Here is a 20,506-nt window from a genome sequence, read left to right as displayed (position 1 = left end):
CCGACGCCGTGCGGGCGTGGTGGAACTGGTAGACGCGCCGGACTCAAAATCCGGTTCCGAAAGGAGTGCCGGTTCGACCCCGGCCGCCCGCACCAATCCTCTTCTGAATTAGGACTTGTCCCGGCGACGCGGCCGCCAGGTGGTGACCACCAGCGCCACGGTGGCGGCGCCCAGCGCGGCCAGGGTCGCCCAGTCGACGACCAGGGCCGCGGTCGACAGGGACGCGCGCAGCGGCCGCTTGGCCGCCGTCGCTATCGCTTTGGATCGTTTGCCCACGGTGGTCTCGTCCGTTCGCGCCTCTCCGGGGAGCGTGCGCCGGCCGCCGGCGGTTCCCCGAGCCTAGTGCGCCGGATCGAAATCCGGCTTCTGGTCCCTCACATAGGTTTCCCAGCCGGCCCGGTCGTGGAAGTCGAGGCCTTTGTCCCAGGCCGCGCCCATGTAGTAGACGAACGGCTTGCCGGCCTCGACCTTGACCAGGACGATGTAGTTGTCAGCGTCCTGGCGCACCTCGACCAGGGCCTTGGGATCGACCATCAGGGCGATGCCCATCGTGCCCTTCACCGGATCGCTCGGCTCCCAGTACGAGACCCGCCCGGCGCCCAGGTCCTTGGTGAACACGCCGCCCGCGCCCTGGTGGGTGGCCTTGCGCTTGCTGATGCCGATGCCGACCACCAGCGGGCCGGGCTTGTCGGAGCTGATGGTCGAGACCATCCGCGTGAAGTTGGTGCCCAGCGGCAGGGTGAAGGTGCGGGTCTCCCAGACCTTGCGGTCCACGTCGACCGGCCAGGGGGCGTAGTCGACCTTGAACTGGGCCACGTCGCCGCCGGTCTTGAGGATCTCGTAGGACTTCCAGTTGCGCGAGGTCCACAGCTTGTTGTCCTGCCAGACGCCCAGGCCGCCGGCCCCCCGGAAGGTGTTGACGTCGTAGAAGTCCAGGCCCTCGCCGTGGAAGGAATGCTGGTCGCCGGTGCGCAGCTGGCGGTCCATGAACGGCCAGCGGACGCTCTTGCCCCAGGCGTCGATCCCCGAGGTCGAGGGCGGCTCGGCCGCCTGCAGCGCCGGGCCGTAGATGCGATGGGCGGTGCGGTCGTTCTCCCACAGGATGTCGTCGAAGCGGTAGTCGGCATAGACCACGACCGCGCGCGGCTTCTGGCCCTCGGCGTCGGGCTTGGGCAGCGGCTTGACGATCGGCGGCATCGCCGGCGGGGTCTGGCCCCCCGACTGGGCGAAGGCCACGACGGGCGCGACCAGGGCGGCGGCCAGGGCGAGGCAAAGCAGGGGCTTGGTCATGGGGCGACCTCGTGACGATGGGTGGGGAGTCAGATTTCGGTGCGCCGAGCCAGCTCGCGTCGCTGCTCGGCCATTTTCTGGCGGGTCTGCTGGAGTGCGTCGAGTTCGGTCACGGCCAGCAGGTCGTCGATCACCTGGGCCAGGTGGGCGTGGATCGCCTGGCGGGCGGCCTTGGGGTCGCGCTGGCGCAAGGCGGCGATGATCTGGCGGTGCTCCTCGACGAAGTCGCCGCCGCCATGGGCGCGGGCCCGCCGCAACATGGCCACGCAGGCCGGCGACTGCTGGCGCAGGGTCCACAGGTCCTCGACCCCGGCCTCGATGGCGGCGTTGCCGGTGGCGCGGGCGATGGCCAGGTGGAACTCCTGCTCCAGCCGCTCGACCTCGTCGGGCGCGAAGCTGCGGGCCATCTGGCCGACGATCTGGTCCAGCAGGGCCAGGTTGTCGTCGGTGACGGTGGCCGCCGACAGGGCGCAGGCCTCGCCCTCGAACAGGCGTCGCGCCTCGGTCAGCTCCAGGGCCCCGACCTCCATCTCGGCCGGATCGTCGGCCACCGGCGCCGCCACGGCGGTGACATAGACCCCCGATCCCTGGCGGGCCTCGACCAGACCCTGGAACTCCAGGGCGATCATGGCGTCGCGAATGGTCGGACGACTCACGCCGAAGTCATCGGCCAGTTCGCGCTCGGACGGCAGCTTGTCGCCCGGTCCGTAGCGGCCGTCGTTGATGGCCGTGGAGATCGCGCGGGCGATCTGCTGGTAGAGTTTCTGCGGATCTGAGGCGCCGGTGGTCATGTCGATCATCCTAGAGCGTGGCAGCCGAAAGTGGAGGCCGGTTTCGGCGCCTGCCACGCTCTAAATGTCTGAAAGGAGCCCGGGACGGGCTCCGGCGGGAACGGGCGGCGGAGCAATCGGCGTCACCGCTTGGCCGGGGGCAGCTTCGAGACCTCGCTGACGGCCAGCAGGAAAGCGCCGACGCCGTACAGCTGGGTGTCGTCGGGACCGACCTGGTCGGGCGCGGCGCCGACGCGCTGCACCCAGCCCAGCTTGCCGTCCGGCTCGACCGCGGCGGCCAGGGCGGTCCAGCCCTTGTCGACGGCGGGGCGATACTGGGCGGCCGGCAGCAGGCCGTGATTCACGCCCCAGGCCAGGCCGTAGACGAAGAAGCCCGTGCCGCTGGTCTCGGGAGTCTTCTGCGGCTCCAGCAGCGACACCGGCCAGTAGCCCTGCTCGCCCTGCAGAGTGACGATCTTGGCGGCCATCTCCTTGAACAGCTGCTCGTAGCGCGGACGGCTGGGATGGTCCTTGGGCAGGTCCTGCAGGATGCGGGCGACGCCGGCGAAGGCCCAGCCGTTGCCGCGGCCCCAGAAGATCTTGGCGCCGGCGTCGCTGCGCCTCGCGATGAAGCGGCTGTCGCGGAAATAGAGGTGGTCGGCCTTGTCGTAGAGCAGGTCGGTGGTCGCCCAGAACTCGCTGTCGGCATGGGCCAGGTAGCGCGGATCCCGGGTCTCCTTGGTCAGGGCGATCCAGGCGGGCGGGGCCATGAAGATGGCGTCGCTCCAGCACCAGCGGGCCTGGCAATAGGGATCGCCGCCCTGGGGCGGCTTGGCCTCGAAGCCCAGGTCGACGGTCGAGGGATCGGCCAGGACGGCGTCGAAGCGGGCGCGGGTCGGCGCCAGCTTGGCCGCGTCGTGCGTGCGGGCCGCCGACCAGATCCAGACCGCGCCGGTGGCGTCGGCGTCGGCGTGGCGGGGGCGCTTGTCGAAGCCCCAGCCCTCGGCCTGGCCGTGGGCGAGGATCGCGTCGGCGTACTTGGGGTCCTTCTGGGCGTCCGCGAAGGCGGTCAGGCCGATGTAGAACGCCGCCTGGATCCAGTCGCGGGGGGCCTCGGTGTCGCGCCGGAACTGCGAGGCGGGCACGTAGTCGAAGTTGTCCATGTGGGCCAACTGCCAGTCGGCGACATGGGCGCCGGCCGCGAGGACGGCCGCGTTGGCCTTCGCGGCTTTGGTTTGGGCGGCGGCCGCGGGCTTGGCTCCGGATTGGGCGGGAGTCGCCGCGCAGGCCTGCATCGGGCCCAGCAGGGCGGCGGTGGCCAGAAGCGTTCCGGTCAGGCGTCGCAACATCGTCTCGTCTCCCCAATCGTTCTTGTACTTGTCTTCGGTCTGTTGTCCCGGCCGCCCGCGCCCTAGCGCAGGTCGGCCAGGGTCAGGTGGTCCATGTCGTCGAAGTCCAGGTTCTCGCCGCCCATCGACCAGACGAAGCGGTAGTCGGCCGTGCCGACGCCGCTGTGCATCGACCAACTGGGCGAGAACACCGCCTCGCCGTCGTCCATGAACACCGTCCGAGGGTTCGAAGGCTCGCCCATGATGTGCATCACGCGAGCCGGAGCGGCGTCGAAATACATGTAGATCTCGCTGCGACGCCCGTGGGTGTGCGGCGGCATGGTGTTCCAGACGTTGCCGGATTCCAGCTCGGTGAAGCCCATGACCAGCTGGCAGGTCTCGACGATGCCGGGGCGGATGCTCTGGCGGATGACCCGGCGGTTGGCGGTCTTCTGGTCGCCGGCCTGGATTTCCCGGGCCTCGGCCTTGCGCACCACCCGACTGGGGTGGGCGGCGTGGGCCGGATAGCTGACGAAGTAGAACTTGGCGGGCGCATCGACCGATGCGCTGGCGAAGGTCACGGTTTCGACCCCGCGACCGACATAGAGGCTGTCCAGGTTCTCCAGATCGTGGCGCGCCCCGTCCAGCTCGACCCAGCCGGGACCGCCGATATTGATCACGCCCAGCTCGCGACGCTCGCAGAAATGGGTCGAGGCCAGGCGGCGGTCGGTGGGCAGGGGCAGGGGGGCGGCCAACGGCGCGGCGGAACCCACCACGGCGCGGTCGACCTCGACATAGGTCATCGAGACCTGGCCGGGCTGGAACAGGTCGTCGATCACGAAGGTGTCGCGGATGTCCTCCGCCGTCATCCGACGCAGGCCCTCGCGGTCGGTGCTGGGGCGCAGCTTCATGCCGGACCCGCTCATCGGACGGATCCCGGACGGCGGCCGATGGGCCGCGCCTGGGGGATCGACGCCGTCGCGCGCGGTGGTGTTCGGATCATTCGCCCCTCAATCTTGTGACCAATCTGGCATTACCAATTTGCCGTCTGGCCGCAAGGCTAAATGACCATATTCCACAGCCGTACGCAAAGGGCTGTCGCCGGCCGCTCATTCGGTGTCGTTAAATAGCTGCATTAAATCGCCGCGTTTTCAGTAAGTTGTGACGAAATGACAACGATGTCACTACTTACTTGACAAATTGCCTGACCACTGGCCAATTTTGGCCTTACCAAATTGGCGCTGATAATTGACCGGATGAACCGGCCTGGCGCCGCGCGAGGAAGCGAGGGGAAGTTATGAGAACGATCCAGCATGCCCTGTTGGCGTCTACCGCCGTGTTCGCCGTCATGGCGGCCACCGGCGCCGCCCACGCCCAGTCCTCGGGGGGGCAGTCCGCCGGCTCCGATCCGTCGATCCAACTGGAAGAGATCATCGTCACCTCGACCAAGCGCGCCGAGCGCCTGCAGGACGTGCCGGTGTCGGTGACCGCCCTGACCCAGGACGTGATCGACCGCAACAACGTCCGCGAACTGGGCGACGTGGTGAAGCTGTCGCCGGCGATCTCGATCGACTACGGCTCGCAGCCGGGCAATTTCAGCATCAAGATGCGCGGCATCGGCACCTTCTCGAACGGCATCGCCGTGGAGTCCGACGTCGCGGTGGTCATCGACGACGTGCCGATCGGCTTCCAGGCCGCGGCCTTCAAGGACCTGATCGACGTCGAGCGCGTGGAAGTGCTGCGCGGTCCGCAGTCCACCCTGTTCGGCAAGAGCGCCATCGCCGGCGTGCTGAACATCGTCACCGCCGCGCCGTCCGACACCTTCGGCGGCAAGGCCATGCTGCTGACCACCGACGACGGCGAGAAGCGCATCGGCTTCACCGTCACCGGTCCGATCAACGACACCGTGCGGGCCCGCCTGACCGTGGCCAAGAGCGACTACGACGGCAACCTCAAGAACCTGACCACCGGCAAGAACGTCAACGGCAGCTCGGGCCTGACGGTCACCGCCAAGATCGAGTGGACCCCGACCGAGAACCTCAAGCTCAGCCTGGCGCCGCGGTTCAACCACAACGTCTCGAGCTGCTGCGCCAGCGCGATCACCGAGCTGACGCCGGGCCTGTTCTACCAGGGCGAGCCGGGCTTCCCCGCGACCACGACCCTGCGCGGCATCACGATCGACAAGAACAACCACTTCATCCGGGCCGACGACCGCATCGGCGGCGGCAATTCCGAGGTGTTCGGCGGCACGGCCCGCCTGGACTACGACTTCGGCGAGGGCTCGGTCCTGAAGGGCCACACCTTCTCGTCGATCACCTCGCAGGACCGCTGGAAGATGCGCGACTTCCAGGACATCGACGGCACCGACGTGCCGTTCCTGATCGGTTTCCCGGTGGCCAACCCGTCGGGGATCAACAGCGGCGCGGTGATCAACGGCTATTTCCACGCCAAGTCGGTGACCCAGGAGTTCCGCCTGACCTCGCCGGGCGGCACCCGGTTCCGCTACGTGGCCGGTCTCTGGTACGCCAAGAACGATCTGGACCGCTTCCTGGATCGCGGCCCGGTGCTGCAGCTGGCCCGCTATCTGGCCGAGAGCACCAACGAGAACTATTCGGCCTTCGCCAACGCCACCTTCGACGTGACCGACAAGCTCAGCCTGACCGGCGGCGCGCGGGTGAACCGCCAGAAGATCAGCTACAAGTTCGACAAGACGATCTTCGCCAGCACCACGCCCGGCGCGGCCACCACCCATCAGTATTTCGGCAAGTCCGACGAGGACGACGCGGTGACCGGCAAGGTCGGTGTCCAGTACAAATGGACGCCCGACATCATGACCTTCGCCACCTATTCGACCGGCTACAAGGGTCAGGCCTACGACCTGGTCAGCACCTTCGACTCCCGGATCGCCGCCCAGATGCCGGTGCCGCCCGAGACGGCCAAGAACTACGAGCTGGGCTTCAAGAGCAGCCTTCTGGACCGCCGGGTCTATTTCAACGCCACCCTGTTCAACGCCGACTATTACGGCTTCCAGACCTCGGTGACCTCGTTCCTGCCGGACGGCACCTTCCTGACCTTCCTCAACAGCGTCGGCCACCTGCGGACCCGGGGCCTGGAACTGGACGCCGTGGCCCGGATCACCTCGAACTTCCGGCTGAACGGCGCCTTCGCCTATACCGACGCCACGGTGATCGATTTCCCGAACGGCCCCTGCTACAGCGGCCAGCCGACGGTGGTCAGCGCCGACCCCGCCTTCGTCGGCGCGCCGGGCGTCTGCTACAACACGCCCCGCACCAACGGCCGCGTGCAGAACCTGCACGGCAAGCGCCTGAACAACGTGCCCGAGTACAAGTTCAGCGTCGGCGGTCAGTACGACATCGACCTGCCGGACAACGTGCCGTTCAAGGGCTTCATCGCCGCCACGCTGCGCTGGCAGGACGACATCAACTTCGGGCTCAGCCAGGATCCGCGCACGATCCAGAAGGCCTACAGCATCACCGACCTGAGCGCCGGGATCACCGACCGCGACGGCAAGTACAAGCTGACCGCCTTCGCCAACAACCTGTTCGACAAGCGCTACGCCCAGGGCCTGGGCAACGGCACCTCGGGCTACAGCAACCCGGCCATCCCGACGGCCCAGGGCAAGACCTGGTTCCCCGGCCGCGACGCCTTCCGCTACTTCGGCGCGCGCCTGGACGTGAACTTCTAGAACCTCCCCGTTTTATCCCCCCACTGTTGGCCGGTCCCGTTCGCGGGTCCGGCCAATTTTTTGCGTCCCGCGCCATCCGCTCGCCGGATCGTCTGTGCTATTGCCGCGCTCTTGCTGGCGATTTCGCCCGAACGAGTCCGATCCGAATGTCCGACGCCGCCGACGACCGCGAACCCATCGATCCGACGATTCCGGGGGAGGTCCCGGTCGAGGAGGTCGTGGACGCGGTGACGCCCAAGCGCAAACCCGCCCGCCGCCGGTCCAGGGCCAAGGCCGCCGCCGAGCCGGTCGAAACGGTCGCCGTCGAAGAACCCGCGGTCGAGGCCACGCCGGCGCCCGAGGCGCAAGCCGACGACGCCGCGATCCCGCCGCTCGAAACCCCCGACGCCGCCGAGCCGGCCGAAGCGGGCGAGGCGGAGGCCGTCGAAGCGCCCGTCGCGGAGGTCGCCGAACCGCCGTCGCCGGCCAAGCCGCCGATCTGGAAGCGGCGGCCCTGGCAGATCGGCGCGGCCGCCTCGGTGGCGATCGTGATCGCGATCGTCGTCTCGCTGCTGTGGTCCCTGCCGCTGGGCCGGGCGCTGGAGCCCCTGGCCAATCCGACCTTGGTGATCGTGGCGGCCGACGGCTCGCCGATCGCCCGTCGCGGCTCGTACAAGGAGGCCCCCGTCGAGGTCGCCAAGCTGCCCGCCTACGTGCCTGGCGCGTTCATCGCCATCGAGGACCGGCGCTTCTACAAGCACATGGGCATCGATCCGAAGGCGATCCTGCGGGCCGTGGGCGCCAACGCCAAGGCCGGCGGGGTGTCCGAGGGCGGCTCGACCATCACCCAGCAACTGGCCAAGAACGCTTTCCTGTCCAACAAGCGCACCTTCCGGCGGAAAATCCAGGAGGTGCTGATCGCGCTCTATCTGGACGCCCGCCTGTCCAAGGACGAGATCCTGTCGCGCTACCTGTCCTCGGTCTATTTCGGCGACGGCACGTTCGGCCTGGGGGCGGCGTCGCGGCACTATTTTGACAAGGCGCCCGAGCAGCTGAGCGTCGGCGAGGCGGCGATGCTGGCGGGCCTGGTGAAGGCGCCGTCCCGCTGGGCCCCGACCGAAAACTTCGACGGCGCCAAGACGCGGATGAAGACCGTGTTGGGCGCCATGGTCGACACCGGGGTGATCACCCAGGCCCAGGCGACCAGCGCCGTGCGGCAGGTCCACGTCCGGGCGGGGCGTCCCAAGCTGCCGGTCGGCTCGTACTTCGCTGACTGGGTGTTCCCCCAGGCCAAGGCGGTGTTCGAGAACACCTATGGCGAGACGGTGGTGCGCACCACGTTGGATCCCCGACTGCAGGCCCAGGCCGAGAAGATCCTCGACCAGGCAATCGCCCGCGACGGCAAGGTGCTGAACGTCACCCAGGGCGCGATCGTGGCCATGCGCACCGACGGCCGGATCGTCGCCATGGTCGGCGGCCGTGACTACAAGGTCAGCCAGTTCAACCGCGCCGACGCCCAGCGCCCGCCCGGCTCGGCCTTCAAGCTGTTCGTCTATCTGGCGGCGCTGCGCCAGGGCATGACCACGACCAGCCCGATCCTCGACGCGCCCGTCGTGGTCAGCGGCTGGACGCCCAAGAACCACGAGGGCAAGTACGCCGGCCGCGAAGTGCCGCTGATCACCGCCTTCGCCGGCTCGTCCAACGTGGCGGCCGTGCGCCTGGCCCACGACATCGGCCGCGACCCGATCGTCCGCACCGCGCGCGACCTGGGGATCACCGACCCGATCCCGGACGACCTGACCCTGGCGCTGGGCACGGGGCCGATGAGCCTGGTGCATCTGACGGCCGCCTATGCGGCGATCGACGCCGGCGAGGCGCCGGTGATCCCGCACGGCCTGGCCGACTGGAAGAAGCCCGCCAACGTCAAGAAGCTGAGCAAGGCCGAGCTGGCCGGCATGCGCGACCTGCTGCGCTCGGCCACCCAGCGCGGCACTGGCATCGAGGCCGCCATCCCCGGCGCCTTCGGCAAGACCGGCACCAGCCAGGATTATCGCGACGCCCTGTTCGTCGGCTATGTCGGCGACCTGGTGATCGGGGTCTGGGTCGGCAACGACGACAACAGCGCCATGAACGGCGTGGTCGGCGGCGGCCTGCCGGCCAAGATCTGGAAGAGCGTGGCCACCTACGCTGTCAACCGCGACGCACCCAAGGCGGTCGAGCCCGAAGGCGACGACGCCGTCTCGGCGGCCGAGGATCCCACCTTGGTCGGACCCGACGGCCTGCCGATCAACGGGGCTATCCCGCTGGAAGGCCAGCCGGCCCAGCCGATCGACCCGAACGCGCCGCCGGCTCCCGCTGGACCGGCGCCCGCGCCGGCGCCGCCCGTCATAGGCGTGCCCGCGGCCCCGGCCCCGGCCCCGGCCGCGCCGACGTCGGATCGACCGGCGGGCTAGGACCGGTCGTCGGAGGATGGCGCGGGGACCTCATTGCAGATCTTCGATCTCGTACAACGGCCGGATCTCGATCTCGCTGGGTCCGGGCATGGGGTTGGGGCAGCGCTTCACCCAGGCGACGGCCTCGTCCATGTTCTTGACCTCCCAGAGCCAGAAACCGGCGACCAGTTCGCGGGTCATGGCGAAGGGCCCGTCGATCACCGTGCGGCCGGCGCCGTCGAAGGCGACGCGCTTGCCTCGGGAGGAGGGTGTGAGGCCGTCGCCGGCCCGCAAGACGCCGGCTTTCGTCAGTTCGTCGTTGTAGCGGCCCATCGCCTCGAGCATCGCGTTCGTCTCGGCGGTGGGGAAGAAGCCCTTTTCGCTGTCTTCGGTGGCTTTCACGAGCACCATCACGCGCATCGTCCTTCTCCATGTTCGAGCCGATCCCATCGGCCTGACACTGGAACGACGAACGACGCCCGCGGGGACCGACATCGCCCCGCGAAGATCGGGATGGGTCGTTTACTTCGCCGCGCTGGCGGCCCGCAGGGCGATCTCTTCGCGCTTGCTGGCCAGGCGTTCGCGGGTCTGCTCCATAGCCTCCAGCTCGGCGGTCAGCAGCAGGTTCTCGATCAGCCCGCCCAGGTGGGTCTGCATGGCGGACCGGGCGGCCTTGGGATCGCGAGTGCGCAGGGACTCGATGATGTCTTGGTGCTCGTCGTTCAACGGCCGCTTGCGCACGTGCCGGGCCTTTTCCAGCATCTGCATGCACAGGCGCGACTTGTAGCGCAGGTCCCAGGTGTTCTCGACCACGCGGACGATGGCGCTGTTGCGGGTGGCTTGGGCGATGGTGATGTGGAACTGGCGGTCGGCCAGCTCGGACTGTTCCTTGGTCGACTTCTCGCTGTTCATCTCGGCGACCAGGGTCTCGAGATAGGTCAGCTCCTCGTCGGTGATCAGGGTGGCGGCCAGGGCGGCGGCTTCGCCCTCGAACAGGCGGCGGGCCTCGGCCTGGTCGAAGGCCCCGATGTCCAGGTCGCGCGGCGGAGGCGGCGGCTGGCCCCCGGCGCGGACATAGACGCCCGAGCCCTGCCGGGCCTCCAGCAGGCCGCGCATCTCCAGGGCGATCACGGCGCGGCGGATGGTGGGACGGCTGACGCCGAACTCCTCGGCCAGGTCGCGTTCGGAGGCCAGGCGCTGGCCGGGCTGGTGACGGCCGTCGGCGATTTCGACAAGCTCAGGATGAGGTCTTCTGTTGCCCGACCCGTGAAATGGTCCTCATCCTGAGCTTGTCGAAGGACGAGGACCACGCACGGCGCTAAGCATTGACTGGCCTTAGTCGGCCGGGGGAGGCCCGCCGCTGCTCATCGCCTTGTTGGTCATCCAGACCAGGGGGATCAGCAAGACCGCCAGCCAGGCCGAGGCGCGGAAGAAGTCGATGGTCGACAACAGATAGGCCTGGTTGACCACCTGGCTGGTCACCGCGCCCACGGCCTGGGCGTGGCTCAGGCCCGCGGCCTGAAGGCGTTCGAGGGCCGTCAGCCAGATCGGGTCGTTGGAGGCCATCGACTCGGCGAGGCGGTTCTGGTGCAGGCTCTCGCCTCGGTCCCAGATCGTCGTGGTCAACGAAGCCGCGAAGCTGCCGGCGGTGATCCGCGAGAAGTTCGACAGGCCCGAGGCCGAGGGCAGTTGATGGGGCGGCACGCCGTTCAGCGAGATGGTCACCATCGACAGGAAGAAGGTGCTCATCGCCACGCCCTGAACCAGCATGGGCCAGACTAGGGCGCTGAAGTCGGCGTCGGAGTTGAAGCCCGAGCGCATGAAGAACGACAGGCCGAACGCGGCCAGCGACAGGGTGGCGGCCCAGCGGGCGTCGACCTTCTGCATGATGCGGGCGGCGAACGGGGTCAGCAGCACGGCCACCACGCCGCTGGGGGCGGCGACCAGGCCGGCCCAGGTGGCGATGTAGTGCATCTGGGTCTGCAGCCACAGCGGCTGCAGCAGGTTGCTGCCGAAGAACACCGCGTAGCCCAGGCAGAAGGCGACGGTGCCCAGGGCGAAGTTCTTGGACTTGAACAGCGACAGGTCGACGATCGGGTGCTTCTCGTTCAGCTCCCAGATCACCCAGGCGATGAAGCCGACGATGGCCACCAGGGTCTCGACGACGATGGCCGGCGAGTTGAACCAGTCGGCGTCCTTGCCGGTGTCCAGCATCACCTGCAGGGCCCCGACCCAGACCAGCAGCAGCATGAAGCCGGTGGTGTCGATCGGCACCTTGCGGGTCGGGGTCTCGCGGTTGCTCATCCCGCGCCAGCACAGGAAGGCGCAGAGCAGGCCGACGGGCACGTTGATCAGGAAGATCCACGGCCAGGCGAAGTTGTCGGAAATGTAGCCGCCGAGGATAGGTCCGCAGATCGGCGCCACCAGGGTGGTCATCGACCAGATGGCCAGGGCCGTCCCGCGCTTGTGCGCCGGGAAGATCATGATCAGCAGGGCTTGCGAGCCGGGGATCATCGGCCCCGAGACCAGGCCTTGCAGGATGCGGAAGCCGATCAGCGACGGCAGGTTCCAGGACACGCCGCACAGGAACGAGGCCAGGGTGAACAACAGCACCGAGGCGACGAAGGTCTTGACCACGCCATAGCGACCCATCAGCCAGCCGGTCAGCGGCACCGACACGCCGTTGGCCACGGCGAACGAGGTGATCACCCAGGTGCCCTGGCTGGTGCTGACGCCCAGATTGCCGGCGATGGTCGGGATCGAGACGTTGGCGATGGTGCTGTCCAGCACCTGCATGAAGGTGCCTAGCGCCAGGGCGATCGAGGTGACCGCCAGCATCATGCCGGCCATCGGCGCGGGGCCGGCGGCGGCCGGTGCGGCGGCGGGTGAGGAATCCTGGTCGGCCATGCGGCGCTTCCTTGGAGGGGCTTTTAAGGGCGCGGACTACTTGGAGATGTCGATGGCGGCCTTCATCGACAGGCCGACCCGCAGCGGGTGTTCCTTCAGCTCGGCCGGGTCCAGCTGGATGCGGACCGGAAGACGCTGGACCACCTTGATCCAGTTACCGGAGGCGTTCTGGGCGGGGATCAGCGAGAAGGCCGAACCGGTGCCGCCCGACAGGCCCTTCACCCGGCCGTGGAACTTCACGCTCCCGCCGTAGAGGTCCGAAGTCAGGGTCACCGGCTGGCCGATGCGGACCTTGTCCAGCTGCACTTCCTTGAAGTTGGCGTCGACGAAGGCGTCGGTGGTCGGGACGATGGCCATCAGCGGCGCGCCGATGGTGACCTGCTGGCCGACCTGGACGTTCTTCTTGGACACCACGCCGGCCAGGGGCGCGCGCAGCACGGTGCGGTCCAGGGACAGCTGGGCGCTCGCGAGACGCGCCTCGGCCGCCGCGATTTCCGGGTTCTTGTTGGCGGGCAGGCCCGAGATCAGGGCGGTGTTGACCTCGCGGTTGCCTTCGGCGGCGACGCGGCTGGCCTTGGCCTGCGCCAGGGCGGCGCGGGCTTCGGTCACGGCCGACTGGGCGTTGGTGAACTGGCTCTGGGCGATGGTCAGCTCCTCGCCGGAGACCGCGCCGGAGTCCGACAGGGCCTTGCGGCGCGACAGCTCCAGCCGGGCGCGCTCGAGGCTGGCCTGGGCGCCCGTCACGGCGGCGGCGGCGCGGGCGATGTCGGCGTCGCGGGCCGCGACCTGTCCGGCCAGGGCGTCGTCGCTGGCGAAGTAGCCGTTGACCTTGCGCTGGGCCTGGCCGAGGGCGGCCTGGGCGGAGAGAACTGCGATCCTGGCGTCGGCGTCGTCGATCACCACCAGCGGCTGGCCGGCGGCGACGACCTGGGTCTCGGAGACCAGCACCTTGGCGACCGGCCCGCTGATCAGCGGCGTCACCTGGGCGACCTCGGCCCCGACATAGGCGTTGTCGGTCTCGACGTGGCGAGAGCCGATGAAGACGGCGTAGAGCACCCAGAGCACGACGCCGACCACGACCACGGCGGCGAGGCCGGTCAGCAGTTGTCTGCGGTTTCCATTGGGCTTGCCCGTGGGCTGGGCGGAGGAGGCGGTGTCGGCCATGGGGGGAGGTCCTGGAGGCGCGAAAAGCGAAGGGGCGAAGAAGGGTTCAGACTGAAATCAGACCGGGGCGAAGCCGCCGCCCAAGGCGCGCACCAGGGCGACGTCCAGGGTCAGGGCGCGGCTTTCCAGGTCGGCGACATTCCGGCGTTGGGCCAGAACCGCCAGCTCGGCGATCAGCACGTTCTGATAGGTGGAAAGGCCGCCCTGGTAGCGGAGGCGGGCGATGCGGAAGCCGTCCTCGTTGGCGGCCAGGGCGGCGCGGCTCTCGGCCAGCCGGGTGTTCAGGGCCCGCTCGCTGGCGGCCACGTCGGCCACGTCGCGGAGGGCCTGGGTGACGGCGGAGTCGTAGGCGGCCACGGCGCCGTCGCGGTCGGCCTCGGCGGCGCGGAGGTTGGCCTTCAGCCGTCCGCCTTCGAAGATCGGCAGGCTGACGGCGGGGCCGACGCTGCCGACGTCCGAACCACTGTCGAACAGCTTGTCCAGGTGCAGCGACTGCACGCCGATGGCGGCGGCCAGGTTGACGTTCGGATAGAAGGCCGCCTTGGCCTGGCCGATCCGCTTGTTGCTGGCCTCGGCCCGCCACTTGGCGGCGACCACGTCGGGTCGGCGGCCGATCAGATCGGCGGCGAGATTGGCGGGCAGGCCGAACGGCTTGAGGTTGGCGACCGAGGGACGGGCGATGGCCAGGCCGCGGTCCGGACCCGCGCCCAGCAGGGCGGCCAGGCCGTTGCGGGTCTGGGCGATCTGCTCGTCGATGGCGGCCAGTTCGGCGCGGGCGTTGGGCGGTCCGGCCTCGGCCTGACGCAGCTCGCCGCGGGTGTCGAGGCCGTTGGCCACCCGGTCGCTGACCAGGCTCAAGGTCTCCAGCCGCAGGGCCACGGAGCGTTCGGCCACGTCGCGCTCGGCGTAGAGCCGGGCCAGGTCGGCGTAGGACGCGGCGACCGAGGTGGCCAGCATCAGCCGGGCCTGGGCGGCGTCGGCCTGGGCGGCCCGGGCTTCCGAGGTGGCGGCGGCGACGGCCGCGCGGTTCTTGCCCCAGAAGTCCAGCTCCCAGCTGAAGTCCAGGCTCAGCCGGCCGTAGTCGTTGTAGCCCTGGGGCACGAAGTCGGCGGGGATGCCGTTGTTGTAGCTCTGCTTGGCGCGCTCGACGCCGCCGTTGGCGCCGACGCTGGGCAGTTGGGCGGCCTTGGCCTGGCTGGCCAGGGCCTGGGCGCGGCGCAGGCGGGCCTCGGCCTGGGCGAGGGTGGGGGAGCCGGTCAGGGCCTCGTCGACCAGGGCGTCCAGCTGGGTGTCGCCATAGGCCTTCCACCAGGCGTCGGCCGGCCAGGCGGCGGCCTCGGCGGTGGTCAGGGTCTGGGCCGCGGCGTAGGCCTCGGGGGCCTTGGCGACCCGGGCCGGCGTCGGGGCGGGCATGGTGGCGCAGGCGCTGGTCAAAAGGGCGGCCAGCAGGATCGAAACGGTGACGCCGACCTCGCGAGACCTTGGCGACCCTGAAGCGGTTGGAGAGGCGATGGGCTTGTCCAGGGCGTTGGTAGTCATGAGCGCCGACCTTGAATTGACCGTACTGTACGGTCATATGATGGCGCTGATATAACCGTGAGCTTGACGGGATCAAGGGGGACCCCGAAGGAAAAGAAATGATGCAGGACGTGAAACCGCGTCTCGACCGAGACGCCCGCCGTGAAGCCATCCTGGACGTCGCCAGCGACGTGTTCCTGGAGGAGGGCTATGCCAATGCATCCATGTCGACGATCGCGGCGCGGGTCGGCGGCTCCAAGGGCACGCTCTACAACTACTTCAAGAACAAGGAAGAGCTGTTCGCCGCCTATGTGGTGCGCCACTGCGCCTGGCAGCGCGACGCCATGTTCGAGATCGAGTCCGAACTGGGCGACATCCGCGAAGCCCTGATCAAGACGGGGCGCATCTATCTGTCGATCGTGCTGAGCGACTTCAGCATGGCCAATTTCCGGGTGATCGTCGCCGAGGCCCAGCGCACGCCCGAGATCGGCCTGGCGTTCTACGAGGCCGGTCCCCGGAGCGGATCGAAGCGGCTGGGCGCGGTCCTGCAGAAGGCGGTCGACGGCGGCCAGCTGAAGATCGACGACCCGGTCCACGCCGCCCGGCAATTCATCGGCATGTGCCAGAACCACCTGCTGAAGGCGCGGCTGTGCAACGCCATGGCCGCGCCGACGTCCGAGGAGATCGACCGCGAGGTGCTGCCGGCGGTCAACATGTTCCTGGCCGCCTACGGAACCGGCCGCTAGGCGATTTCCGCTTGGCGTTGGGGGCTTAAGGCGGCACTTGGTCCGGCGAGGGGACGCGGCTGTCCGGCGTCCCGCAAGAGGAAAGCCCGGCCATGCAAGGCGTCACCATCGTCGACCACCCGCTGGTCCGCCACAAGCTGACCCGGATGCGCGACAAGCAGACCTCGACCAAGACCTTCCGCGCCCTGATGCGCGAGACGGCGACCTTGCTCTGCTACGAGGTCACCCGCGCCCTGCCGACCCACACCGTCGAGATCGAGACGCCGGTGGCGCCGACCCAGGCCGAGGAGATCTCCGGCAAGAAGCTGGTCTTCGCCCCCATCCTGCGGGCGGGCCTGGGCATGGCCGAGGGCATGCTGGACCTGGTGCCCTCGGCGCGGGTGGCGCACATCGGCCTGTTCCGCGACCCGGCGTCGCTGGAGGCGGTGGAGTACTACTACAAGACGCCCGAGGACATCGCCGACCGTCTGGTCATCGTGGTCGACCCGATGCTGGCCACGGGCCATACGGCGGTAGCGGCCCTGAACCTGCTGAAACGCTCGGGCGTCACCGACCTGCGCTTCGTCTGCCTGGTGGCGTCGGTCCAGGGCGTCGAAACCCTGCGCGCCGCCCATCCCGACGTGCCGATCTGGACGGCGGCCGTGGACGCCGAGCTGAACGACCACGGCTACATCGTGCCCGGCCTGGGCGACGCCGGTGACCGGACTTTCGGCACGCGCTGACGAAAGTCCGGCGGTGGTCTTCCGCTGGCCAAGCTTGGGCGTTAAGGCTTTCGCATGCTGTTCGCGCCGCCCCTGATCTTCGTCGCCGACGATGATCCCGTCACGCTGGAGGTGATCCAGATCACGCTCGAGCGCGAGGGGTTCGCCGTGCGTGTCTTCGGAGCGGCGGAACCGCTGATCGCGGCCCTCGCCAGCGAGACTCCCGTCCTTGTGCTGCTGGACGTGCGCATGCCCGGGCAGAGCGGTCTGGACGGCCTCAAGGCGATCAAGGAAGCGTCCAACGATCCGGCGCCGCCTGTCCTGATGCTGACCGGCGACGGCCGCCTGGACCGCATCGTCCAGGCCATGCAGCTGGGCGCGGCTGGCTACGTGATGAAACCGTTCGAACCGCGCCACCTGGCGGCCAAGGTGCGCGAGACCCTGGCCGCGCTCTAGTCCGCGTTCTACGCGTCCAGGGTGATGTCGATCTTCATCTGATCGTCGCCCGGATTGCCGACCACCTTGATGCTGACGCCGGACCATTTCGAACGCGGCATGTTCAGCGCCGGCTTAGTCTTGCGGCCCAGCTCGGCGTTGCCCAGCGAGGGGTAGAGGTCGTTGGAGTCGCCGCGATTGCCCTGGCCGAAGATCTTGGCCAGGTCGCGCCGGTTGTCGGCCTGCATCAGCTCGATGGCCAGGCGGCCCTCGTCGTTGACGTCCTCGACCGCCTCGTCGACCACATAGACCGCCACGCCCTGGTCGGGGAGGAAGGCGTCCTGGCTGCGCTTTCGTCGGTACTCCACCAGCAGATACTGGCTGTCGGTCATGAAGGCCGAGTTGCGGATCACCACCGGCGCGCCGCCCTCGGCGGCCGGTTTCAGCACCACGCCCTTCTTGCTTTCCATGATGATCTGCGGCTCGACCCAGCCGTGGAACATCCGCAACATGCCGTTGGGATAGACCGGCGTCAGGCCTGAATTGCCCCACGACCCGGCCGCCATCAGGCAGTAGTTGCCAAGGCCGTTGGACTGGGTGCTCTGGGTGGCGCCGGTGTCGTAATAGTCGGCCCAGCGCGCGGCCAGGTGGCCCCATTCATGGGCGCAGACGCCCACGCGGCAATCCTCGGGCACGGTCAGGTAGGTGCTGACCGAGATGCCGTGGCCCACCTCGACGCCGTCCGGGATGATCCACTTGTGGCTCCAGATGTCGTTGCGGTCGCCCGTGGTCTCGGCCCCGCCGCCGGCGTGGATCACGAACAGCGCCGTGACGGTCCCTTCGCCCAGGGCGTCGAAGGCCCCGAAGTCGACGCCGGCGAACTTGGCGGCCAGCACCGCGTCGCGGGCCAGGGCCGGCGCGTTGCGCGGGAAGTTGTCGCTCATGCCGGAATTGCCGTCGGCGTAGAAGGTGATCGGGTTGGGCATCCGGAACCAGCCGTGCACCTCGCCGGTGACGTCGATGCCGGGGCCCTCCGCGCCGCTGTCCTTGTTCCAGCCGCTGATCTGCCGGTAGAAGTCGCGCATGCTGCCGGACGGGAACTTCCCGACGCTGAACAGCATCTGCTCGTACATGCCGGGGCTGTGGTCGTCGGCGTGCGGACGATCCGGGAAGTCGACCAGCAGCACCATGGTGCGGATCTCGCCGGCCAGCTTGCGCGCCGGCTGGTCGATCCGCAGGGGGCCCTTGGTCCCGCCCAGCCGCACCTCGCCGTCGTCCAGCCCGACATTGTTGGGACCGCGCCGGCTGGCCCGCCAGACCTTGTAATAGGCTTCGAAGGTCATGTCCTTGTCGAGCCGGCCTTCGGCCAGCAGCGACAGGTACCGCGCGTAGAGCTGGGAGATCAGCCCCGGCGAGGCGGGCACCGCGCACTGGGCCCGCCGGCAGGCGCATCCGGAAAACGGCTTGAACGCATAGCGCATGGAACCCTCCACGAGACGCCCGACGCGGCTCGCACAGTGTCCTAAAAGTGCATGTCAGGCAAACTCAACCATATGGAGATGTTCGCGCTAGAACGGCCACCAGCCGCGCCACCAGTTCACCACGCCGTCCCAGAAGGCCGCCAGCCGGTCCAGAGGGCCAGGCGCGGTCGGCGTCGCGACGGGCTTCGGCGGCGGGGCGGGCACGAACCAACTGGGGGCGGCCGGCGGGGCGCAGTTCATCCGCATGCCCACGCCCTTCAGATAGCCCCGACGAACGGCGCCGGCCTGGATCGCCGCCTGCACCGCCCGGTCGTGCCTGGCCGCGCCGGTCAGCCTGCGCACCCAGCCACGGAAGGGCAGGGCGTGCTGGGTGGTGTTGCGCACCTCGCCTACGCCCGCGCCATAGGCGGCGTCGGCGACCTTCTTGCCGCGCGAGCGGGTGTCGGGCGGCGGGGCCTCGTCCAGGTCCGGCCCCAGGGCCGCGTCCAGCCGGCCGATCTCGCCGGCGACGCCCTCGCAGCGGGTCAGGTCCGTCAGGTCGTACGGACTCTCGACCGCGCGCAGCAGCACGGGAGGGATCGCGGCCCGCTTGAGGTTCAGGTCCTCCAGCGGCGCGGCCACCGCGTCGCGCAGGGTGTCCTTCTGCTGCATCGTGCCGGGGTCCGACGCTCCCAGGGCCGGCGCGGCCGGACCGGCAAGCAGCAGGGCCGTGATCAGGAGCGGAAGGGACGAGCGGCGCATGCCCCGAGATCGCCCGTCTTAGCTTCGCCGTGCAAGGGGAATCGCCTGCTGGGGAGCGGGCGGCCTCAGATCACGCCGGCCCGCAGCAGGTCGTGGACGTGCAGGATGCCGACCGGGCGGCCTTGGTCGACCACGAACAGCACGGTGATGCGCCGCTCGTTCATCACCGCCAGGGCCTCGGCCGCCAGGGCGCCGGGGGTGATGGTCAGCGGGGCGCGGGTCATGACCTCGCCGGCCAGGTGGTCCATCAGCCCGTCCATGTGGCGGCGCAGGTCGCCGTCGGTGATCAGGCCGCTGAGCGTGCCGTCCGGGGCGATCACCCCGACCGCGCCGAAGCGCTTCTCGCTCATCTCCAGCAGCGCCTCGGGCATCGGGGCGTCCTCGCGGGTCAGGGGCAGTTCGCCCTCGCCATGCATCAGGTCGCCGACCGTGCGCAGCATGGCGCCCAGCTTGCCGCCGGGGTGGAACACCCGGAAGTCGCTGGCGGTGAAGCCGCGGCGCTCCAGCAGGGCCACGGCCAGGGCGTCGCCCAGGGCGATCTGCAGGGTGGTCGAGGTGGTCGGGGCGTTGACTTCCGCCGTGGCCTCGGGCGCGTCGGGCAGCAGCAGAAGGATGTCGGCGGCCCGGCCCAGCTGGCTGTCGGCGACGGCGGTGATGGCGATCAGCGGGATCGAGAACCGCTTGGCGTAGGCCAGGCTGTCGGACAGCTCGCGGGCCTCGCCGGACTTGGACAGGGCCAGCACCACGTCGCCCTGGCCGATCATGCCGAGGTCGCCGTGGCTGGCCTCGGCGGCGTGCACGAACATGGCCGGCGAGCCGGTCGAGGCCAGGGTCGCGGCGATCTTGCGCGCCACGTGACCCGACTTGCCGATGCCGGTGCAGACCACGCGGCCCTTGGCGTCGAACAGGGCCTCGACGGCGCGCACGAACGATTCGTCGAGGGACGCCGACAGCAGCGCCAGGGCCTCGGCCTCGGCGTTCAGGACCCGCTGGCCGACGAGGATGGCGTCGAAGGCGCTCATGGCCCGGTCGACGCCGCGGCGCGGGCGTCGCTCACCTGCTGGCGGGCCTGTTGATCGCGCAGGGCCGCGGCGTCCTTTTCGCGCTGGATCTTGACCCGCATCTCCGGCGTCTGCTGGATCGGAACCGTGCCGAACGGGGCCGGCGAACGGGCGCCGTAGCCCTGCGGCCAGACAAGCGAAAACGCGATCAGGGCCAGGCCGATGAGCGCCAGGAAGGGCATGAGGATGCGATCGGGCATGGCCTGCCTATAGCATGCCCCCCAAAGGAGAGAAGGGCGAGAGAACG

General features: G+C 69.3%; 19 protein-coding genes and 1 tRNA gene. 6 read left to right on the top strand and 14 right to left on the bottom strand.

Translation table 11 applies throughout. From position 1 onward, the window contains the following. Positions 1–10 precede the first annotated feature (10 nt). Positions 11–95, top strand: a tRNA-Leu gene (locus AC1DYP_RS21830). A gap of 13 nt (positions 96–108) precedes the next feature. Here AC1DYP_RS21830 and AC1DYP_RS21825 read toward each other — a convergent pair. From AC1DYP_RS21825 to kduI, 5 genes are all read right to left on the bottom strand, one after another. Continuing rightward, positions 109–276, bottom strand: a complete 168-nt coding sequence (locus AC1DYP_RS21825; protein WP_477035981.1) for a hypothetical protein — start codon at positions 274–276, stop codon at positions 109–111. Between the two features lie 63 nt (positions 277–339). Then, positions 340–1,290, bottom strand: coding sequence for a DUF4861 family protein (locus AC1DYP_RS21820; RefSeq protein WP_477048099.1), 951 nt, complete (start codon positions 1,288–1,290; stop codon positions 340–342). A gap of 29 nt (positions 1,291–1,319) precedes the next feature. After that, the gene (locus AC1DYP_RS21815; RefSeq protein ID WP_477048098.1) at positions 1,320–2,081 is read right to left on the bottom strand and encodes a FadR/GntR family transcriptional regulator; all 762 of its coding nucleotides are present in this window, start codon (positions 2,079–2,081) and stop codon (positions 1,320–1,322) included. 122 nt (positions 2,082–2,203) lie between these two features. Further along, the gene (locus tag AC1DYP_RS21810) at positions 2,204–3,409 is read right to left on the bottom strand and encodes a glycoside hydrolase family 88/105 protein (RefSeq protein WP_477048097.1); all 1,206 of its coding nucleotides are present in this window, start codon (positions 3,407–3,409) and stop codon (positions 2,204–2,206) included. A 62-nt stretch (positions 3,410–3,471) separates the two neighbouring features. Next, on the bottom strand, positions 3,472–4,314 hold the full coding sequence (kduI, locus tag AC1DYP_RS21805; protein WP_477048096.1) for a 5-dehydro-4-deoxy-D-glucuronate isomerase: 843 nt from the start codon (positions 4,312–4,314) through the stop codon (positions 3,472–3,474). A 395-nt stretch (positions 4,315–4,709) separates the two neighbouring features. Between kduI and AC1DYP_RS21800 the strand changes: the two genes are divergently transcribed. Together AC1DYP_RS21800 and AC1DYP_RS21795 are read left to right on the top strand one after the other, a co-directional pair. Continuing rightward, positions 4,710–7,094 carry a TonB-dependent receptor gene (locus AC1DYP_RS21800; protein WP_477048095.1) on the top strand — a complete coding sequence of 795 codons (2,385 nt, stop codon included), beginning with the start codon at positions 4,710–4,712 and terminating at the stop codon, positions 7,092–7,094. 146 nt (positions 7,095–7,240) lie between these two features. After that, positions 7,241–9,526: a transglycosylase domain-containing protein gene (locus tag AC1DYP_RS21795; protein ID WP_477048094.1), complete on the top strand. Its 2,286-nt coding sequence runs from the start codon at positions 7,241–7,243 to the stop codon at positions 9,524–9,526. Between the two features lie 30 nt (positions 9,527–9,556). Here the strand turns inward: AC1DYP_RS21795 and AC1DYP_RS21790 are convergent, their stop codons facing one another. From AC1DYP_RS21790 to AC1DYP_RS21770, 5 genes are all read right to left on the bottom strand, one after another. Next, positions 9,557–9,925, bottom strand: coding sequence for a YciI family protein (locus AC1DYP_RS21790; RefSeq protein ID WP_477048093.1), 369 nt, complete (start codon positions 9,923–9,925; stop codon positions 9,557–9,559). A gap of 102 nt (positions 9,926–10,027) precedes the next feature. After that, the gene (locus tag AC1DYP_RS21785; protein ID WP_477048114.1) at positions 10,028–10,732 is read right to left on the bottom strand and encodes a FadR/GntR family transcriptional regulator; all 705 of its coding nucleotides are present in this window, start codon (positions 10,730–10,732) and stop codon (positions 10,028–10,030) included. Positions 10,733–10,840: 108 nt separating this feature from the next. Beyond that, positions 10,841–12,412, bottom strand: coding sequence for a DHA2 family efflux MFS transporter permease subunit (locus AC1DYP_RS21780; RefSeq protein WP_477048092.1), 1,572 nt, complete (start codon positions 12,410–12,412; stop codon positions 10,841–10,843). Positions 12,413–12,448: 36 nt separating this feature from the next. After that, positions 12,449–13,576 carry an EmrA/EmrK family multidrug efflux transporter periplasmic adaptor subunit gene (locus AC1DYP_RS21775; RefSeq protein ID WP_477048091.1) on the bottom strand — a complete coding sequence of 376 codons (1,128 nt, stop codon included), beginning with the start codon at positions 13,574–13,576 and terminating at the stop codon, positions 12,449–12,451. 57 nt (positions 13,577–13,633) lie between these two features. Continuing rightward, the gene (locus AC1DYP_RS21770) at positions 13,634–15,115 is read right to left on the bottom strand and encodes an efflux transporter outer membrane subunit (protein ID WP_477048090.1); all 1,482 of its coding nucleotides are present in this window, start codon (positions 15,113–15,115) and stop codon (positions 13,634–13,636) included. A gap of 101 nt (positions 15,116–15,216) precedes the next feature. On the opposite strand from AC1DYP_RS21770, the gene AC1DYP_RS21765 reads away from it, so the two are divergent. The 3 genes from AC1DYP_RS21765 (at position 15,217) to AC1DYP_RS21755 (ending at position 16,997) form a co-directional block, all read left to right on the top strand. Further along, positions 15,217–15,840 carry a TetR/AcrR family transcriptional regulator gene (locus AC1DYP_RS21765; RefSeq protein ID WP_477035969.1) on the top strand — a complete coding sequence of 208 codons (624 nt, stop codon included), beginning with the start codon at positions 15,217–15,219 and terminating at the stop codon, positions 15,838–15,840. 92 nt (positions 15,841–15,932) lie between these two features. Continuing rightward, on the top strand, positions 15,933–16,562 hold the full coding sequence (gene upp, locus AC1DYP_RS21760; protein WP_477035968.1) for a uracil phosphoribosyltransferase: 630 nt from the start codon (positions 15,933–15,935) through the stop codon (positions 16,560–16,562). Between the two features lie 54 nt (positions 16,563–16,616). Beyond that, complete coding sequence (locus AC1DYP_RS21755; protein ID WP_477048089.1) at positions 16,617–16,997, top strand: response regulator; 381 nt, start codon at positions 16,617–16,619, stop codon at positions 16,995–16,997. Positions 16,998–17,005: 8 nt separating this feature from the next. On the opposite strand, the gene AC1DYP_RS21750 is transcribed toward AC1DYP_RS21755, so the two are convergent. The 4 genes from AC1DYP_RS21750 to AC1DYP_RS21735 form a co-directional block, all read right to left on the bottom strand. Beyond that, entirely contained in the window at positions 17,006–18,457 is a 1,452-nt protein-coding gene (locus tag AC1DYP_RS21750; RefSeq protein WP_477048088.1) for a M6 family metalloprotease domain-containing protein, read from the bottom strand. Between the two features lie 87 nt (positions 18,458–18,544). Further along, a complete protein-coding gene (locus tag AC1DYP_RS21745; RefSeq protein ID WP_477048087.1) occupies positions 18,545–19,198 on the bottom strand; it encodes a hypothetical protein in 654 nt (217 codons plus the stop codon). Positions 19,199–19,263: 65 nt separating this feature from the next. Beyond that, positions 19,264–20,220, bottom strand: a complete 957-nt coding sequence (locus AC1DYP_RS21740) for a KpsF/GutQ family sugar-phosphate isomerase (RefSeq protein ID WP_477048086.1) — start codon at positions 20,218–20,220, stop codon at positions 19,264–19,266. After that, positions 20,217–20,459: a hypothetical protein gene (locus tag AC1DYP_RS21735; RefSeq protein WP_477048085.1), complete on the bottom strand. Its 243-nt coding sequence runs from the start codon at positions 20,457–20,459 to the stop codon at positions 20,217–20,219. Before AC1DYP_RS21735 ends, AC1DYP_RS21740 begins: the two co-directional genes overlap by 4 nt. Between the last annotated feature and the right edge of the window lie 47 nt (positions 20,460–20,506).

It is taken from the genome of Caulobacter sp. P1_D6 (assembly GCF_056406095.1).
This window is presented reverse-complemented; position numbering and strand designations above follow the sequence as displayed.

Bases quoted from the DNA above. Each gene is read 5' to 3' on its own strand.
- AC1DYP_RS21820 (WP_477048099.1), bottom strand. From the start codon at position 1,290: ATGACCAAGCCCCTGCTTTGCCTCGCCCTGGCCGCCGCCCTGGTCGCG.
- AC1DYP_RS21815 (WP_477048098.1), bottom strand. From the start codon at position 2,081: ATGACCACCGGCGCCTCAGATCCGCAGAAACTCTACCAGCAGATCGCC.
- AC1DYP_RS21810 (WP_477048097.1), bottom strand. From the start codon at position 3,409: ATGTTGCGACGCCTGACCGGAACGCTTCTGGCCACCGCCGCCCTGCTG.
- kduI (WP_477048096.1), bottom strand. From the start codon at position 4,314: ATGAGCGGGTCCGGCATGAAGCTGCGCCCCAGCACCGACCGCGAGGGC.
- AC1DYP_RS21795 (WP_477048094.1), top strand. From the start codon at position 7,241: ATGTCCGACGCCGCCGACGACCGCGAACCCATCGATCCGACGATTCCG.
- AC1DYP_RS21790 (WP_477048093.1), bottom strand. From the start codon at position 9,925: ATGCGCGTGATGGTGCTCGTGAAAGCCACCGAAGACAGCGAAAAGGGC.
- AC1DYP_RS21780 (WP_477048092.1), bottom strand. From the start codon at position 12,412: ATGGCCGACCAGGATTCCTCACCCGCCGCCGCACCGGCCGCCGCCGGC.
- AC1DYP_RS21775 (WP_477048091.1), bottom strand. From the start codon at position 13,576: ATGGCCGACACCGCCTCCTCCGCCCAGCCCACGGGCAAGCCCAATGGA.
- AC1DYP_RS21770 (WP_477048090.1), bottom strand. From the start codon at position 15,115: ATGACTACCAACGCCCTGGACAAGCCCATCGCCTCTCCAACCGCTTCA.
- AC1DYP_RS21765 (WP_477035969.1), top strand. From the start codon at position 15,217: ATGCAGGACGTGAAACCGCGTCTCGACCGAGACGCCCGCCGTGAAGCC.
- upp (WP_477035968.1), top strand. From the start codon at position 15,933: ATGCAAGGCGTCACCATCGTCGACCACCCGCTGGTCCGCCACAAGCTG.
- AC1DYP_RS21755 (WP_477048089.1), top strand. From the start codon at position 16,617: ATGCTGTTCGCGCCGCCCCTGATCTTCGTCGCCGACGATGATCCCGTC.
- AC1DYP_RS21750 (WP_477048088.1), bottom strand. From the start codon at position 18,457: ATGCGCTATGCGTTCAAGCCGTTTTCCGGATGCGCCTGCCGGCGGGCC.
- AC1DYP_RS21745 (WP_477048087.1), bottom strand. From the start codon at position 19,198: ATGCGCCGCTCGTCCCTTCCGCTCCTGATCACGGCCCTGCTGCTTGCC.
- AC1DYP_RS21740 (WP_477048086.1), bottom strand. From the start codon at position 20,220: ATGAGCGCCTTCGACGCCATCCTCGTCGGCCAGCGGGTCCTGAACGCC.
- AC1DYP_RS21735 (WP_477048085.1), bottom strand. From the start codon at position 20,459: ATGCCCGATCGCATCCTCATGCCCTTCCTGGCGCTCATCGGCCTGGCC.